At 72.4% G+C, this 18,844-nt stretch carries 1 protein-coding gene; it reads right to left on the bottom strand.

Going from position 1 to position 18,844, the window contains the following annotated elements:
* Window positions 1-18,844 (bottom strand): type I polyketide synthase (locus P3T41_RS36335; RefSeq protein ID WP_280694940.1); only part of this gene is annotated, 18,844 nt, incomplete at both ends.

The following is an 18,844-nucleotide window of genomic DNA, read 5'->3' as shown; positions in this document are numbered from 1 at the left end:
CGGCCTGAGCCCGCAGCGCAGCATCGGTCTTCGCGGACAGGAGCACCGGCAGCACCGACGGCGACACCGTCGCCTCGACGACCGGCTCCGGCTCGCCCGAAGGCGCCTGCTCCAGAATCGTGTGCGCGTTGGTGCCACTGATGCCGAAGGCCGAGATGCCGACCCGGCGCGGGGCGCCGGTCTGCGGCCAGTCGGTCGTCTCGGTGAGCAGTTCCACCGCTCCTGCCGACCAGTCCACGTGCGAGGTGGGCTCATCGACGTGCAGAGTACGAGGCAGTACGCCGTGCCGCATCGCCATGACCATCTTGATCACGCCCGCCACACCGGCGGCCGCCTGGGTGTGCCCGATGTTCGACTTCACCGCACCGAGCAGCAGCGGACGGCCCGCCGGCCGCTCCTGCCCGTAGGTGGCCAGCAGCGCCTGCGCCTCGATCGGGTCACCGAGCCTGGTGCCCGTGCCGTGCGCCTCCACCGCGTCGACCTGGTCCGCCGTCAGCCCCGCGCTGGAGAGCGCTTGCCGGATCACCCGCTGCTGCGAAGGGCCGTTCGGCGCCGTCAGACCGTTCGAAGCACCGTCCTGGTTGATCGCGCTACCGCGGACCACCGCCAACACGGGGTGCCCGTTGCGCTGCGCGTCGGAGAGCCGCTCCACGAGCAGCATGCCCGCACCCTCACCCCAGCCCGTACCGTCGGCCGCACCCGCAAAGGCCTTGCACCGGCCATCGGCCGACAGGCCGCGCTGGCGGCTGAACTCCACGAACAGGTCAGGCGTCGACATCACCGTCACACCACCGGCCAGCGCCAGCGAGCACTCGCCGTTGCGCAGCGCCTGAACCGCCATGTGCAGCGCGACCAGCGAGGCCGAGCAGGCGGTGTCGACCGAGACCGCCGGACCCTCCAGGCCGAAGGTGTAGGACAGCCGTCCGGAGATCACGCTGGTGGCCGTCCCGGTCAGCCGGTGGCCCTCCACCCCCTCCAGGCCGTCGACCAGCAGGTTGGCGTAGTCCTGGCCGTTGGTGCCGATGAAGACACCGGCCTGACTGCCGCGCAGGCTGGTCGGGTTGATACCGGCCCGCTCGAACGCCTCCCAGGAGGTCTCCAGCAGCAGGCGCTGCTGCGGGTCCATCGACAGTGCCTCGCGCGGCGAGATGCCGAAGAAGGTCGAGTCGAACTCCGTGACGCCGTCCAGGAATCCACCGCCACGGGCATACGTGGTGCCCTGGTGGTCCGGGTCCGGGTGGTAGAGGTGCTCGATGTCCCAGCCACGGTCGGTCGGGAACCCGCCGATCGCATCCTCGCCGGAGAGCAGCAGCTGCCACAGCTGCTCGGGGGTGCTGACACCGCCGGGGAAGCGGCAGCTCATGGCAACGATGGCGATCGGCTCGTCATCGGCCGCGGCGGCGAAGGTGGCCGGGACGACCGTGGTCACCGGCTGCGCGCCGAGCAGTTCGGAGCGCAGGTGCTCGGCCAGCGCGGTGGCCGACGGATAGTCGAAGACCAGCGTCGCCGGCAGCCGCAGACCGGTCGCCGCGTTCATCCGGTTACGCAGGTCGACCGCCGTCAGCGAATCGAACCCGAGCTCCTTGAACGCCCGACCACCCTCGACAGCACTGCCGTCCGCGTACCCCAGCACGGCCGCCACCTGCGCCCGCACCAACTCCAGCAACGCCCGACCCTGCTCCACCGACGACAGCCCCGCCAGACGGCGCATCAGCGAGGACTCTCCGTCAGCGGCAGCGGCCGGCGCAAGCGCGGCCTCCATGACCTTTCGAGCTTCGGGGATCTCGTTGAACAGCTTGCTCGGGCGGACGGCGGCCGTCTCGGCCGCCACCTTGTCCCAGTCGACGGCTGCGATGGTGACGGCGGCGTCGCCGTTCTCCAGCGCCTGCTGCATCGCCGTGATACCCAACGCCGGTGCCATCCCGACCACACCATCGCGGCGCAGCCGGTCAGCGACCACCTCCTCCGTCGCCAACCCCGCCTCAGCCCAAGCACCCCAAGCAATCGAGGTAGCCGGCAGACCGTCAGCCTGCCGCTGCTCCGCCAACGCGTCCAGGAACGCGTTCGCCGCAGCGTAGTTGGCCTGACCAGCACTACCGACCGAACCCGCCATCGACGAGAACAGCACGAACGCACTCAAACCATCGGTCAGTTCATGCAAGTTGAGCGCCGCGTCCACCTTCGGACGAGCCACACTCGCGAACCGCTCCGCCGTCTGACCGTCCACCACTCCGTCGTCCAGCACACCCGCCGTGTGGAACACCGCCGACACCGGCCGCTCCGCGAGCAGCGCGGCCAACGCCTCACGATCCGCCACATCACACGCCGCGACCGTCACCTCCGCGCCCAACCCCACCAGCTCATCGCGCAGTTCCACCGCGCCCGGCGCCTCCAGGCCACGCCGGCTCGTCAGTAGCAGACGCTCAGCGCCGTTGCCCACCAGCCAACGCGCCACCTCCGCACCCAGCGCACCCGTACCACCCGTCACCAACACCGTCCCCGACGGGCTCCACGCCACCGCCTCACCACGCGGCGCCCGCACCAGCCGGCGACCGAAGACCCCCGACGCACGAACCGCGACCTGGTCCTCACCCCCCGCTCCGGCCAGCACACCCGCGAGGCGGGACAGCGCCCGATCGTCCAGCATCTCCGGGACGTCCACCAGACCACCCCAACGGTCCGGGTGCTCCAATGCCACCACCCGACCCAGGCCCCACAGTTGGGCCTGCACCGCACTCACCAACCGCTCCGAGCGACCCGTCGACACCGCACCCCGCGTCACACACCACAGCGGCGCACCAATCTCGACATCACCCAGCGCCTGCACCAACGCCAACGAACCGGCCACAGCGTCCACTTCGTCCAGCGCCAGCAGCGAGAGCACGCTGGCCATCCGGTCCTCGCCCGCTGCCTGCTGGAGGCCGGCGGCGATGAGGCCGCGCTCCGCGTCGGCAACCGTGACCTGGCGGACGTCCACGCCGCGCCCGGTCAGCATCGCCAGCACGCCGGCCACCGCCGGGTCCTCGGCCTGACCGGCCGGGACCACCACCAGCCAACTGCCCGACAGCACACCCGAACCCGCGTCCGCCACCGGCTGCCAGCTGATCCGGTAGCGCCACGCGTCCACGGTCGACTGCTCGCGGCTCTGCCGGCGCCAGGCCGACAGCATCGGCAGCACGGCACTCAGCTCGCTGCCGCCTTCGACCTCCAGGGTCGCGGCCAGCGCGTCCAAGTCCTCGCTCTCGACCGCCTCCCAGAAGCGCGCGTCCAGCTGGTCGACCGGCGCGATGGCTGCCACCGGCGCCATCGCCTCCAGCCAGAACAGCTCGCGCTGGAAGGCGTAGGTCGGCAGCTCGATCCGCCGCGCGCCACGATCGGCCAGGAACCCGTCCCAGTCCACCCGGATGCCGCGCACATGCGCCTCGGCCAGCGAGGCGAACAGCCGCTCCAGACGGCCCTCGTGGCGACGCAGCGTCCCGAACGCCACCGCGTCCCGCTCGCCGGCCTCGATGCTCTCCTGCACCGCCATCGCCAACACCGGATGCGCACTGACCTCGACGAACGTCCCGAAGCCGTCCGCCAGCAAGGACTGAACCGCCCCCTCGAACTCCACCGTCGTGCGCAGATTGGTGTACCAGTACTCGGCGTCCATGCCCGAGCCGTCCACCAGCTCGCCGGTCACCGTCGAGCGCAGCGGCACCTGCCCGGCGCGCGGCCGCACCGGCGCCAGCAACTCCAGCAACTCAGCGCGGATCGACTCCACCTGCGCCGAGTGCGACGCGTAGTCGACGGGGATCCGCCGCGCCCGAACCCCGTCCGCCTCACACGACGCCAGCAGTTCGTCCAGCGCCGCCGGCTCACCCGACACCACCACCGACGACGGCCCGTTCACCGCCGCCACCGAAATCCGCGACTCACCCCACACCGCAAGCCGCTCACGCACATCGGACACCGGCAAGTTGACCGACACCATGCCGCCCAGCCCCGCCAACCCACCCGCGATCGCCCGGCTGCGCAACGCCACTACCCGCGCGCCGTCCTCCAAGGACAGCGCACCAGCCACCACCGCAGCCGCGATCTCACCCTGCGAGTGACCGATCACCGCAGCCGGGCGAACACCCGCCGCCCGCCACACCTCCGCGAGCGACACCATCACCGCCCACAGCACCGGCTGGACCACATCCACCCGCTCCAACCACGCCTCACCAGCCGTGCCCCGCACCACGTCCAACAATGACCAGCCGTCCGCGAACGGCGCCAACGCCGCCGCGCACTCCGCCATCCGCTCCGCGAACACCGGCGAGCTCTCCAGCAACTCCACCGCCATCGCCGCCCACTGCGAGCCCTGGCCCGGGAAGACGAACGCCACCTTCCCCGCCGACCCCGTCACACCGCGCACGACCTCCGCCGCGACCTCACCCGAGGAGAGCGCTTCCAGCCCGCGCACCGCCGCCTCGCGGTCACCCGCGACCACCACCGCCCGGTGCTCGAACGCAGACCGCGACGCCAGCAGCGAGTGGCCCACGTCCAGCAGGCCCGCGTCCGGCCGCTCCGCCAGCAGCGAGAGCAGCCGCGCCGCCTGCCCCTCCAACGCCGCACCGCTCTTCGCGGACAACACCAGCGGCACCGGGCCGGTGGCGGCAGCAGCAGCCGGCTCCACCACCGGAACCTGCTCGAGGAGGACGTGGGCGTTGGTGCCGCTGATGCCGAAGGACGACACCGCCGCACGACGCGGCCGACCATGCTGCGGCCACTCCCGCGCCTCGGTCAGCAGCTCCACCGCACCCGAAGCCCAATCCACCTTCGGCGACGGCTCGTTCACATGCAACGTCCGCGGCAACACACCATTGCGCATCGCCATCACCATCTTGATGATGCCGCCCACACCCGCCGCCGCCTGCGTGTGACCGATGTTCGACTTCAACGAACCCAGCCACAACGGCTGGTCCGCAGACCGCTCCTGGCCGTAGGTGGCCAGCAGCGCCTGCGCCTCGATCGGGTCACCCAGCGGCGTCCCCGTCCCGTGTGCCTCCACCGCGTCGATCTGATCAGCCGTCAGACCAGCGCTGGAGAGCGCTTGCCGGATCACCCGCTGCTGCGACGGCCCGTTCGGCGCGGTCAGACCGTTGCTGGCGCCGTCCTGGTTCACCGCCGAGCCACGTACCACCGCCAGCACCTGGTGGCCGTTGCGCTCGGCGTCGGAGAGCCGCTCGACGAGCAGCATGCCGACGCCCTCGCCCCAGCCCGTGCCGTCCGCATCGTCCGAGAACGCCTTGCAGCGCCCGTCGGTCGACAGGCCGCGCTGGCGGCTGAAGTCGACGAAGACCTCCGGGGTGGACATGATCGCCACGCCACCGGCCAGTGCCATCGTGCACTCGCCGTTGCGCAGCGCCTGGATCGCCCAGTGCAGCGCGACCAACGACGAGGAGCACGCGGTGTCCACCGTGACCGCCGGGCCCTCCAGGCCCAGGGTGTAGGAGACCCGGCCCGAGGTGATGCTGCCCGAGACTCCGGTGCCGATGTGTCCCTCGACGCCCTCGGGCAGTTCGCTGATGCCACTGGCGTAGTCGTGGTACATCACACCGGCGAATACGCCGGTCCGGCTACCTCGCAGGCTGGCGGGGTCGATGCCGGCCCGCTCGATGGCCTCCCACGAGGTCTCCAACAGCAGACGCTGCTGCGGGTCCATGGCGAGCGCCTCGCGCGGCGAGATGCCGAAGAAGGACGGGTCGAACAGGCCCGCGTCGTGCAGGAAACCGCCTTCCCGGACGTACGAGGTGCCCTGGTGGTCCGGGTCCGGGTGGTAGAGACCGTCCAGGTCCCAGCCACGAGAAGCCGGGAACCCGGAGATCGCGTCCGCGCCGGAGAAGACCAGCTGCCATAGATCCTCGGGCGACTCGACGCCGCCCGGGTAGCGGCAGGCCATGCCGACGATCGCGATCGGATCATCGCCGACGACCGTGGTCGGCACGGTCGGCGCCGACTCGGAGTCGTCGCCGAGCAGTTCGGCGAGCAGGAAGGACGCCAGCGCCAGCGGGCTCGGGTAGTCGAAGACCAGCGTCGCGGGCAGCCGCAGACCGGTCACACCGTTCAGCTCGTTGCGCAGCTCGACGGCGGTCAGCGAGTCGAAACCCAACTCCTTGAACGCCCGACTCGACTCCACCGCACTCGCATCGGCGTAACCCAGCACAGCCGCCACCCGGCCACAGACCAGCTCCAGCAGCGCGGCCTCACGCTCACCGGCCGCCAGCGCCAGCAGCGTCCGTGCCAGGGAGGAGCCGGCCGCCGCACCAGCGGGGCCGGCCTCGACGGCGCGTCGGGTCGGCACCCGGACCAGCCCGCGCAGCAGCGGCGGCAGCGTGCCGGCCACGGCCTCGGCCCGCAGAGCGGTCAGGTCGAGACGCATCGGCACCAGCATGGCGTCGTCGACGGCGCACGCGGCGTCGAACAGCGCCAGGCCCTCGGCGGCCGTCATGCCCTGGACGCCGCCGCGGCTCATCCGCTGGACGTCGACCTCGGCGAGGCTGCCGATCATGCCGCCGTTCGCCCAGGCGCCCCAGGCGAGCGAGGTGGCGGTGAGGCCCTGGGCACGGCGCCGAGCGGCGAGGGCGTCCAGGAAAACGTTCGCGGCGGCGTAGTTGCCCTGGCCGAGTCCGCCGAAGATACCGGCGGCGGACGAGAAGAGCACGAACGCGCTCAGGTCGCTGGTGAGTTCGTGCAGGTTGAGCGCCGCGTCCAGCTTCGGGCGCAGGACGGTGTCGAGCCGCTCGGGGGTGAGCGAGGAGACGATTCCGTCATCCAGCACACCGGCGGTGTGCACCAGCGCCGACACCGGATGCGCCGCCAACAGCTCGGCCAGCGCGTCACGGTCCGCCACATCGCAGGCGGCCACCGTCGCGACGGCGCCCAACTCAGCAAGCTCAGCCACCAGTTCAGCCGCACCCGGCGCATCCGCACCACGCCGCGAGACCAGCAGCAGGCTGCGCACCCCGTGCTCCGCCACCAAGTGGCGAGCCACCAGACCACCCAGCAGGCCGGACGCGCCGGTCACCAGGACCGTGCCCTCGGCGGCGAAGACCGGCGCCGACTCCACGGCGGCGGCCACCCGGGCCAGCCGGGGCACCAGGACCTCGTCCGCGCGGATCGCCAACTCCGGTTCGCCGGACGCCAGGGCGCCGGGCAGCGAGCCGAACGCCTCCTCGCCGTCCAGATCCAGCAACACGAACCGGCCGGGGTTCTCCGACTGCGCAGAGCGCACCAGGCCCCACACCGGAGCGTGCGCCAGGTCGTTGATTCCGCTCGCGTCGGCGGCCACCGCGCCCCGGGTCACCAGCACCAGGCGGGAGTCGGCGAACCGCTCGTCCGCCAGCCACTCCTGGACCACCGCGAGCACACCGTGCAGGCCAGACCGGACAGTTGACGCAGTGTCAGTCTCGGTGCCCGCGTCCAGTGCGAGGAAGACCACCTCGGGCGCGGTCAGGCTGCTGTCCACCGACGCACCCAGCGCCGCCAGATCGACGAAAGCCGGCGCACCGAACGTCGCTGCGCCCAGTGCCGCCCAGCGGCCGGCCGACCCGGCCGGCACCGCGAGCGGCTGCCACGCCACCCGGAAGAGCGAGTCCGTGAACCCGCCACCGGCAGCGCGCACCTGCTCCTCGGACACCTCGCGCATCGCCAGCGAGCCGACCGAGGCGACCGGTCGACCCGACTCGTCCGCCAGCACCAGCGACACCGTGTCGCGGCCCGCCGGGGACATCCGCACCCGCACCGCCGACGCTCCGGCCGCGTGCAGGGTCACACCGTTCCAGGCGAACGGGAGCCGCCCGCCGCCGTCGGTCTCCAGCAGGTTGCCCAGGCCCACCGCGTGCAGCGCGGCGTCCAGCAGTGCCGGGTGCAGGCCGAAGAGCGCGGCATCGCCATGCGCGGCCTCCGGCAGCCGGACCTCGGCGTAGACGTCCTCGCCCAGGCGCCAGGCGGCCCGCAGGCCCTGGAAGACCGGGCCGTAGCCGAAGCCGGCGGCAGCCAGCCGCTCGTACAGGTCCTCGACGCCGACCACGGTCGCGCCGGTCGGCGGCCACTCGGTCAGCTCGAACGACGGCTCAGCAGCCGAGCCGGGCGCGAGCAGACCGGTGGCGTGCCGCGTCCACGGCTCCACGCCGAGCGCGTCCTGCGGCCGGGAGTGCAGGCTGACCACGCGGCGGCCCGACGTGTCGGCGGCCTCCACGGAGAGCTGCAGCTGGACGCCACCGTGCTCGGGGAGAACGAGCGGGGCCTCCAGCGTCAGCTCCTCCAGGACCTCGCAGCCGACCTGGTCGCCGGCCCGGATCGCCAACTCCACGAAGGCAGTGCCCGGCAGCAGCACCGAACCCATCACGGCGTGGTCCGCGAGCCACGGGTGCGACTGCACCGAGAGCCGGCCCGTGAAGAGGAAGCCGTCGGCGGCGGCGAGCGAGACGGCCGCGCCGAGCAGGGGGTGGCCGGCCAGCGCGAGGCCGACGGCCGTGACGTCACCGGTGGTGGCGAACGGGCGCTCGGGCCAGTAGTGCTGGCGCTGGAAGGCGTAGGTGGGCAGGTCGATCCGGCGGGCGCCGGTGCCGGTGAAGACCGCCGACCAGTCCACCACGGCGCCGCGCACGTGCAACGCGGCGAGGGCGGTGGTCAGCGTGCGGGCCTCGGGACGGGCGGCGCGCAGGGTCGGCGTGAAGGCGCTTTCCCCGGCGGTGGCGCAGTCCTGGCCCATCGCGGAGAGGGTGCCGTCGGGGCCCAGCTCCAAGAAGGTGCGGACACCCTCGCGCTCCAGGGTGGTGATCGCCTCGGCGAAGCGGACGGCCTCGCGAACGTGACGCACCCAGTACTCGGGCGAGGTCAGATCGGCGGACTGGTCAAGCGTCGAGACGATCGGCAGCTGCGGCGCGTTGAACGTCAACCCCTCAGCGATCGACCGGAACTCGGCCAGCATGCCGTCCATCAGCGGCGAGTGGAACGCGTGGCTCACGGTCAGGCGCTTGGTCTTGCGGCCCTCGGCCGCGAGTTGCTCCGTGATCTCCAGGACGGCTGCCTCGGCACCCGAAAGCACCACCGAGGTCGGACCGTTGACAGCGGCGATACCGACATCCGAGCGCGTCGCCAGCAGCGGCAGCACCTCGTCCTCAGCGGCCTGCACCGCCACCATCGCGCCACCGGCGGGAAGTGCCTGCATCAGGCGGCCACGGGCCGCGACGAGCTTGGCGGCATCAGCGAGGGAGAGCACGCCCGCCACGTGCGCGGCCGCCAGCTCACCGATCGAGTGACCCGCCAGGAAGTCCGGGCGCAGACCCCACGCCTCGACCAGCCGGAACAGCGCCACCTCGACCGCGAACAACGCCGGCTGCGTGTAACCAGTCTGGTTCAGCAACTCGCCCTCAGCGGCGAACATCACCTCACGCAGCGGCCGATCCAAGTACTGGTCCAGATGCGCGAACACCTCATCCAGCGCATCCGCGAACACCGGGAAAGCGCTGTACAACTCCGCGCCCATCCCCGCCCGCTGACTGCCCTGACCGGTGAACAGGAACGCCGTCCGACCCTCCACCACCGAACCCACGACCACCTGAACCGCCGACTCCCCCGCCACCAACCCGCGCAGACCGCCCAGCAGTTCCTCCCGCTCACCCGCCACGATCGCGGCGCGCTGCTCGAAGGCCGCGCGCGTCGTGGCGAGCGAGTAGCCGAGGTCGGCGAGGCGCACCGCCTCGTCGGCGTCGACCTGGGCGAGCAGTTCCTGTGCCTGGGCGCGCAGCGCGGCGTCGTTCTTCGCGGAGAGGAGCACCGGCAGCACCGACGGCGACACCGTCGCCTCGACGACCGGCTCCGGCTCGCCCGAAGGCGCCTGCTCCAGAATCGTGTGCGCGTTGGTCCCGCTGACACCGAAGGCCGAGATGCCGACCCGGCGCGGCGCGCCGGTCTCAGGCCACGTGGTCGCTTCGGTCAGCAGCGAGACCGCGCCCGCCGACCAATCCACCTGCGGCGTCGGCTCATCGACGTGCAGGGTCGGCGGCAGCACACCGTGCCGCATCGCCATGACCATCTTGATCACGCCCGCGACACCGGCGGCCGCCTGGGTGTGCCCGATGTTCGACTTCACCGCACCGAGCAGCAGCGGACGGCCTGCCGGCCGCTCCTGACCGTAGGTGGCCAGCAGCGCCTGCGCCTCGATCGGGTCACCGAGCCTGGTGCCCGTGCCGTGCGCCTCGACCGCGTCGACCTGGTCCGCCGTCAGCCCCGCGCTGGAGAGCGCTTGCCGGATCACCCGCTGCTGCGAGGGACCATTCGGCGCCGTCAGACCGTTCGAAGCACCGTCCTGGTTCACCGCCGAACCGCGCACGATCGCCAGCACCGGGTGTCCGTTGCGCTGGGCGTCCGAGAGCCGCTCCACGAGCAGCATGCCGGCGCCCTCGCCCCAGCCGGTGCCGTCGGCCGCACCGGCGAAGGCCTTGCACCGGCCGTCGACGGAGAGACCGCGCTGGCGGCTGAACTCGATGAACAGGTCGGGCGTCGACATCACGGTCACACCGCCGGCCAGCGCCATCGTGCATTCGCCGTTGCGCAGCGCCTGAACGGCGAGGTGCAGGGCGACCAGCGAGGCCGAGCAGGCGGTGTCGACCGAGACCGCCTGGCCCTCCAGGCCGAAGGTGTAGGACAGCCGTCCGGCCAGCACGCTGGTGGCCGTTCCGGTCAACCGGTGGCCCTCCATGCCCTCCTGACCCTCGCCCAGCAGCGAGATGTAGTCCTGGCCGTTGGTGCCGATGAAGACACCGGCCTGACTGCCGCGCAGCGTGGTCGGGTCGATGCCGGCCCGCTCGAAGACCTCCCAGGAGGTCTCCAGGAGCAGTCGCTGCTGCGGGTCCATGGTGGTCGCCTCGCGCGGGCTGATGCCGAAGAACGCGGGGTCGAACCGGGTGGCGTCGTGCAGGAAGGCGCCCTTGCGGGTGTAGACCTTGCCGAGCTGGTCGGGGTCGTCGTCGAAGAGCGAGTCGAGGTCCCAGCCGCGGTCGGTCGGGAAGTCCACGACCGCGTCGCCACCCTCGATGAGCAGCTGCCACAGCTGCTCGGGCGAGGTCACCCCGCCGGGGAAGCGGCAGCTCATGGCAACGATGGCGATCGGCTCGTCATCGGCCGCGGCGGCGAACGTGGCCGGGACGACCGTGGTCACCGGCTGCGCACCGAGCAGTTCGGAGCGCAGGTGCTCGGCGAGCGCGGTGGCCGACGGGTAGTCGAAGACCAGCGTCGCCGGCAGCCGCAGACCGGTCGCCGCGTTCATCCGGTTGCGCAGGTCGACCGCCGTCAGCGAATCGAACCCGAGCTCCTTGAACGCGCGACCACCCTCGACAGCACTGCCGTCCGCGTACCCCAGCACGGCCGCGACCTGCGCCCGCACCAGCTCCAGCAACGCCCGACCCTGCTCCACCGCCGACAGCCCCGCCAAGCGGGTGGTCAGCGGGGAGCCGGGGCCGGCGGTGGCATCCGTGCCGCCCGCCTGGGCGCCAGCCGCCTGGAGGCGCTGGACCTCGGGGATCTCGTTGAACAGCTTGCTGGGCCGGACGGCCGCGAACTCGGGAGCGAGCCGGTCCCAGACGATGTCGCCGATGGTGACGGCGGCGTCGCCGTTCTCCAGCGCCTGCTGCATCGCGGTGATACCCAGCGCGGGTGCCATCCCGGCCACACCATCGCGGCGCAGCCGGTCGGCGACCACCTCCTCCGTCGCCAACCCGGCCTCGGCCCAAGCACCCCAAGCAATCGAGGTAGCCGGCAGACCATCGGCCTGCCGCTGCTCCGCCAACGCGTCCAGGAACGCGTTCGCCGCAGCGTAGTTGGCCTGACCAGCACTACCGACCGAACCCGCCATCGACGAGAACAGCACGAACGCGCTCAGACCATCGGTCAGTTCATGCAAGTTGAGCGCCGCGTCCACCTTCGGACGAGCCACACTCGCGAACCGCTCCGCCGTCTGACCATCGACCACGCCGTCGTCCAGCACACCCGCCGTGTGGAACACCGCCGACACCGGCCGCTCCGCGAGCAGCGCGGCCAACGCCTCACGATCCGCCACATCACACGCGGCCACCATGACCTCCGTGCCCAACCCCACCAGCTCGTCGCGCAGTTCCACCGCGCCCGGCGCCTCCAGGCCACGCCGGCTCGTCAGTAGCAGACGCTCAGCGCCGTTGCCCACCAGCCAACGCGCCACCTCCGCACCCAGCGCACCCGTGCCACCCGTCACCAACACCGTCCCCGACGGCCGCCACACCGACGCCTCACCACGCGGCGCCCGCACCAGCCGGCGACCGAAGACACCCGACGCCCGCACCGCGACCTGATCCTCACCACCGGTGAGCACACCCGCCAGACGAGACAGCGCACGCTCGTCGAGCACCTCGGGAAGGTCGACCAGACCACCCCAACGCTCCGGATGCTCCAGCGCCACCACCCGACCCAGACCCCACACCTGCGCCTGCACAGGGTTCGCCAGCCGCTCCGAACGACCTGTCGACACCGCACCACGCGTCACACACCACAACGGCGCGCCAACGCTGGCATCACCCAACGCCTGCACCAGCGCCAGCGACCCGGCCACAGCGGTCGCCTCATCCAGCGCCAACAGCGACAGCACACCAGCCACCGGGGCATCGCCCATCGCCTGCTGGAGTCGCTCGGCCAGCTGAGCGCGGCCGACATCGGCCGGCTCGACGTTGATCTGACGGACCGTCACACCACGTCCGGTCAGCATCGCCACCGCACCCGACACCGCCGGGTCCTCAGCGCAGCCCGCCGGAACCACCACCAGCCAACTACCCGACAGCACGCCCGACGCGGCATCCGCCACCGGCTGCCAGCTGTCCCGATAGCGCCAGCCGTCGATCACGGACTGCTCGCGGTGCTGGCGGCGCCAGGCCGACAGCTGCGGCAGGACCGAGCTCAGCGGCTGGTCCCCGTCCACGTCGAGGGTGGCGGTCAGTTCAGCAAGGTCGCCGCGCTCGACGGCTTCCCAGAAGCGGGAGTCCACCTCGTCGACCACGGCCTCGGCCCGCGCGACCGAGCCATCCGACTCCAGCCAGAAGCGCTCGCGCTGGAAGGCGTAGGTCGGCAGCTCGATCCGGCGCGCGCCACGATCGGCCAGGAACCCGTCCCAGTCGACCCGGATGCCGCGCACATGTGCCTCGGCCAGCGAGGCGAACAGCCGCTCCAGACCGCCCTCGTGGCGACGCAGCGTCCCGAACGCCACCGCGTCCCGCTCGCCGGCCTCGATGCTCTCCTGCACCGCCATCGCCAACACCGGATGCGCACTGACCTCGACGAACGTCCCGAAGCCGTCCGCCAGCAAGGACTGAACCGCCCCCTCGAACTCCACCGTCGCCCGCAAGTTGGTGAACCAGTACTCACCGTCCATCCCCGAGCCGTCCACCAACTCGCCGGTCACCGTGGACAACAACGGCACCTGACCCACCCGCGGCCGCACCGGCGCCAGCAACTCCAGCAACTCACCGCGGATCGACTCCACCTGCGCCGAATGCGAGGCGTAATCCACCGGCACCCGCCGCGCACGAACCCCGTCCGCCTCACACGACGCCAGCAGTTCGTCCAGCGCCGCCGGCTCACCCGACACCACCACCGACGACGGCCCGTTCACCGCCGCCACCGAAATCCGCGACTCACCCCACACCGCAAGCCGCTCACGCACATCGGACACCGGCAAGTTGACCGACACCATGCCGCCCAGCCCCGCCAACCCACCCGCGATCGCCCGGCTGCGCAACGCCACTACCCGCGCGCCGTCCTCCAAGGACAGCGCACCAGCCACCACCGCAGCCGCGATCTCACCCTGCGAGTGACCGATCACCGCGTTCGGACGCACACCCGCCGCCCGCCACACCTCCGCCAGCGACACCATCACCGCCCACAGCACCGGCTGGACCACATCCACCCGCTCCAGCCACGCCTCACCGGCCCGGCCGAGCAGCACGTCCTCCAGCGACCAGCCATCGGTGAACGGCGCCAGCGCCGCGCCGCACGCCTCGATCGAGGCCCGGAACGCCGCCGACTCCTCCCAGAGCCGAGCACCCATCGCGGCCCACTGCGAGCCCTGGCCCGGGAAGACGAACGCCACCTTCCCCGCCGACCCGGTCACACCGCGCACGACCTCCGCCGCGACCTCACCCGAGGAGAGCGCTTCCAGCCCGCGCACCGCCGCCTCGCGGTCACCCGCGACCACCACCGCCCGGTGCTCGAACGCAGACCGCGACGCCAGCAGCGAGTGGCCCACGTCCAGCAGGCCCGCGTCCGGCCGCTCCGCCAGCAGCGAGAGCAGCCGCGCCGCCTGCCCTTCCAGCGCCGCACCGCTCTTCGCCGACAGCATCAGCGGCACCACACCGGCAGGTGCGGCGGCCGGCTCGTCGGCGGCCGCCGGCGCATCCACGGTCGCCGGCACGTACTCCAGGATCGTGTGGGCGTTGGTGCCGCTGATACCGAAGGACGACACCGCCGCGCGACGCGGCCGGCCGTGCTGCGGCCACTCCCGCGCCTCGGTCAGCAGCTCCACCGCACCCGAAGCCCAATCCACCTTCGGCGATGGCTCGTTCACATGCAGCGTCTGCGGCAGCACACCGTGCCGCATCGCCATCACCATCTTGATGATGCCGCCGACACCCGCCGCCGCCTGCGTGTGACCGATGTTCGACTTCAACGAACCCAGCCACAACGGCTGGTCGGCGGACCGCTCCTGGCCGTAGGTGGCGAGCAACGCCTGCGCCTCGATCGGGTCACCCAGCGAGGTGCCGGTGCCGTGTGCCTCCACCGCGTCGATGCCGTCGGCCGGCAGGCCCGCGTTGGACAGCGCTTGCCTGATCACGCGCTGCTGGGACGGGCCGTTCGGCGCCGTCAGACCGTTCGAAGCGCCGTCCTGGTTGACGGCGCTACCGCGCACCACGGCGAGGACCTGGTGGCCGTTGCGCTCGGCGTCGGAGAGCCGCTCGACCAGCAGCATGCCGACGCCCTCGCCCCAGCCCGTGCCGTCCGCGTCGTCCGAGAACGCCTTGCAGCGCCCGTCCGCCGAGAGGCCGCGCTGGCGGCTGAAGTCGACGAAGGTCTCGGGCGTGGCCATCACGGTCACACCACCGGCGAGGGCCATCGTGCACTCGCCGTTGCGCAGCGCCTGGATCGCCCAGTGCAGCGCGACCAACGACGAGGAGCACGCGGTGTCCACCGTGACCGCCGGGCCTTCGAGACCGAAGGTGTAGGCGACCCGGCCCGAAGCGATGCTGCCGGACACACCGGTGCCCAGGTAGCCCTCGACGCCGTCCGGCAGTTCGCTGATCCCGGTGGCGTAGTCGTGGTACATCACACCGGCGAAGACACCGGTCCGGCTGCCCCGCAGCGCGGCCGGGTCGATGCCGGCCCGCTCGATGGCCTCCCACGAGGTCTCCAGCAGCAGGCGCTGCTGCGGGTCCATCGCCAGCGCCTCGCGCGGGCTGATGCCGAAGAAGTCCGGGTCGAAGAGACCGGCGTCGTGCAGGAAACCGCCCTCGCGGGCGTAGGTGGTGCCCTGGTGGTCCGGGTCCGGGTGGTAGAGGCTCGCCAGGTCCCAGCCACGGGTGGCCGGGAAGCCGGAGATCGCGTCGCCGCCCTCAAAGACCAGTCGCCACAGGTCCTCGGGCGACTCGACGCCGCCCGGGTAGCGGCAGGCCATGCCGACGATCGCGATCGGCTCGTCGATCGCCATCGGGGTGTTCGGACCCGCCACGGTGATGTCGGAGACGTCGCCCAGCAGTTCGGCGAGCAGGAAGGCGGCCAGCGCCAGCGGGCTCGGGTAGTCGAAGACCAGCGTCGCGGGCAGCCGCAAGCCGGTCACGCCGTTCAGCTCGTTGCGCAGCTCGACGGCGGTGAGCGAGTCGAAACCCAACTCCTTGAACGCCCGACTCGACTCCACCGCACTCGCATCGGCGTAGCCCAGCACAGCCGCCACCCGGCCACAGACCAGCTCCAGCAGCGCGGCCTCACGCTCACCGGCCGCCAGCGCCAGCAGACGGCCGGTGAGCTCCGAACCGCCGGCCGAACCCGACCTGGCCACCCGGCGGTTCGGCACCCGCACCAGGCCGCGCAGCAGTGCGGGCAGGGTGCCGGCGGCGGCCTGCGCGCGCAGCGCGGCCAGGTCGAGGCGGATCGGCACCAGGGCGGCCTCGCCGGTGGCGGTGGCCGCGTCGAGCAGGCTCAGGCCCTCCGCCGAGGAGAGCCCGTGGATGCCACCACGGCTCATCCGCTGGACGTCGAGCTCGTCCAGGCTGCCGACCATGCCGCTGCTGTCGGCCCACGGGCCCCAGGCGAGCGAGGTGGCTGCGAGGCCCTGGGCGCGGCGCTGCTCGGCCAGGGCGTCCAGGAAGACGTTGGCGGCGGCGTAGTTGCCCTGGCCGGGGCTGCTCATCGTGCCGGCGGCGGACGAGAAGAGCACGAACGCGCTCAGGTTCTTGGTGAGTTCGTGCAGGTTGAGCGCCGCGTCCAGCTTCGGACGCAGGACGGTGTCGAGCCGCTCGGGAGTGAGCGAGGAGACGATGCCGTCATCCAGCACACCGGCGGTGTGCACCACCGCCGACACCGGATGCGCCGCCAACAGCTCAGCGAGCGCGGCGCGGTCCGCCACATCGCAGGCGGCCACCGTCGCGACGGCACCCAACTCAGCAAGCTCGGCCACCAGTTCAGCCGCACCCGGCGCATCCACACCACGGCGCGAGACCAACAGCAGGCTACTGACGCCGTGTTCGGCCACCAGGTGACGGGCGACCAGTGCGCCCAGCAGGCCGGAGGCACCGGTCACCAGGACCGTGCCGTCGGCGCCGAAGACCGGCGCCGGCTCGACGGCGGCGGCCACTCGGGCCAGCCGGGGAGCGAGCAACGCACCAGCACGGACGGCGAGTTCGGGTTCGCCGGCGGCGAGGGCCGCCGACAGGGCCTCGCGGGAGAAGTCTCCGCCGTCGAGGTCGAGCAGAACGAGGCGGTCGGGGTTCTCCCCCTGCGCGGCGCGGACCAGGCCCCAGACGGGCGCGTGTGCCAGGTTGCCGAGACCGCTCGCGTCGGCGGCCACCGCACCCCGGGTGACCAGGACCAGACGGGAGTCGGCGAACCGCTCGTCGGCGAGCCACTGCTGGACAGCGGCGAGCACACTGCGCAGTGCTGTGCGGACAGTTGACGCTGTGTCAGTCTTGGCGTCAGTGGTGTCCAGCGCGAGGAGGACGGCGTCGGGCGCGGTCAGGCCGCCGTCCACCGCCGCGCCCAGCGCGGCCAGATCGGCGAACGCCGGCGCACCGAGCAGCTCGGTGCCCAGCGCGGCCCAGCGGCCGGCCGGCGCGGCCGAGACCGGCAGCGCCGCCCACTCCACCCGGAAGAGCGACTCGACGAAGCCGCCACGGGCGCTGCGCACCTGGCTGTCGGAGACCTCGCGGGAGACCAGCGACTCGACGGCGGCGACCGGCCGGCCGGACTCGTCGGCCAGCAGCAGCGCGGCGGTCTCCGGGTTGCGCTCGGAGAGCCGCAGGCGCAGCGCGGTGGCGCCGGTGGCGTAGAGGGTCACGCCGTTCCACGCGAACGGGATGCGGGCGCGCTTGGGAGCTTCCGCACCCTGCGGGCCGGTGATGTCGAGGCCGAGCGCGTGCAACGCGGCGTCCAGCAGCGCGGGGTGCAGGCCGTACTCGGCGGCATCCTCGTGCGCGGCCTCGGGCAGCCGGAGTTCGGCGTAGACCTCGCCGTCGTGGCGCCAAGCGGCGCGCAGGCCCTGGAAGACCGGGCCGTAGCCGAATCCGGCGGCGGCCAGCCGCTCGTACAGGTCCTCGACGGCGACCTCGACCGCACCGGCCGGCGGCCACTCGGTCAGCTCGAACGACGGCTCAGCAGCCGATCCGGGCGCGAGCAGACCGGTGGCGTGCCGCGTCCACGGCTCTTCGGCGTGCGCGTCCTCCGGGCGGGAGTGCATGGTCAGCGGGCGGCGGCCCGAGGCGTCGGCGGCGCTGAGCGCCAACCGCAGCTGGACACCGCCGCGTTCGGGGAGAACGAGCGGAGCCTCCAGCGTCAGCTCCTCCAGGACCTCGCAGCCGACGCCGTCGCCGGCCCGGATGGCCAGTTCGACGAAGGCGGTGCCCGGCAGCAGGATCGAGCCCATCACGGCGTGGTCGGCGAGCCACGGGTGCGACTGCACGGAGAGCCGGCCGGTGAACACCACGCCGTCGGAGTCCGGCAGTTCGACGCTGGCGCCGAGCAGCGGGTGCCCGGCCGCGCCGAGGCCGATCGACGCGACGTCGCCCGACGCCATGATCGGCGTGCGCGGCCAGAAGCGCTGGCGCTGGAAGGCGTAGGTGGGCAGGTCGATCCGGCGGGCGCCGGTGCCGGCGAAGACCGCCGACCAGTCCACCTCCAGGCCGCGCACGTGCAGCGCGGCGAGGGCGGTGGTCAGCGTGCGGACCTCGGGGCGACCGGCGCGCAGGGTCGGCTGGAAAGCGCTCTCCCCGGCGGTGGCGCAGTCCTGACCCATCGCGGTGAGCGTGCCGTCGGGGCCCAGCTCCAGGAAGGTGCGGACACCCTCGCGCTCCAGCGTCTCGACGGCGTCGCGGAAGCGGACGGCCTCGCGAACATGACGCACCCAGTACTCGGGGGACGTCAGATCGGCGGACTGGTCAAGCGTCGAAACGATCGGCAGCTGCGGCGCGTTGAACGTCAACCCCTCAGCGATCGACCGGAACTCGGCCAGCATGCCGTCCATCAGCGGCGAGTGGAACGCGTGGCTCACGGTCAGGCGCTTGGTCTTGCGACCCCCAGCCGCCAGCTG

Source organism: Kitasatospora sp. GAS204B, assembly GCF_029892155.1.
GTDB lineage: Bacteria > Actinomycetota > Actinomycetes > Streptomycetales > Streptomycetaceae > Kitasatospora.
The sequence above is the reverse complement of the archived record's forward strand: the minus strand, read 5'-3'. Positions and strand labels throughout refer to the sequence as shown.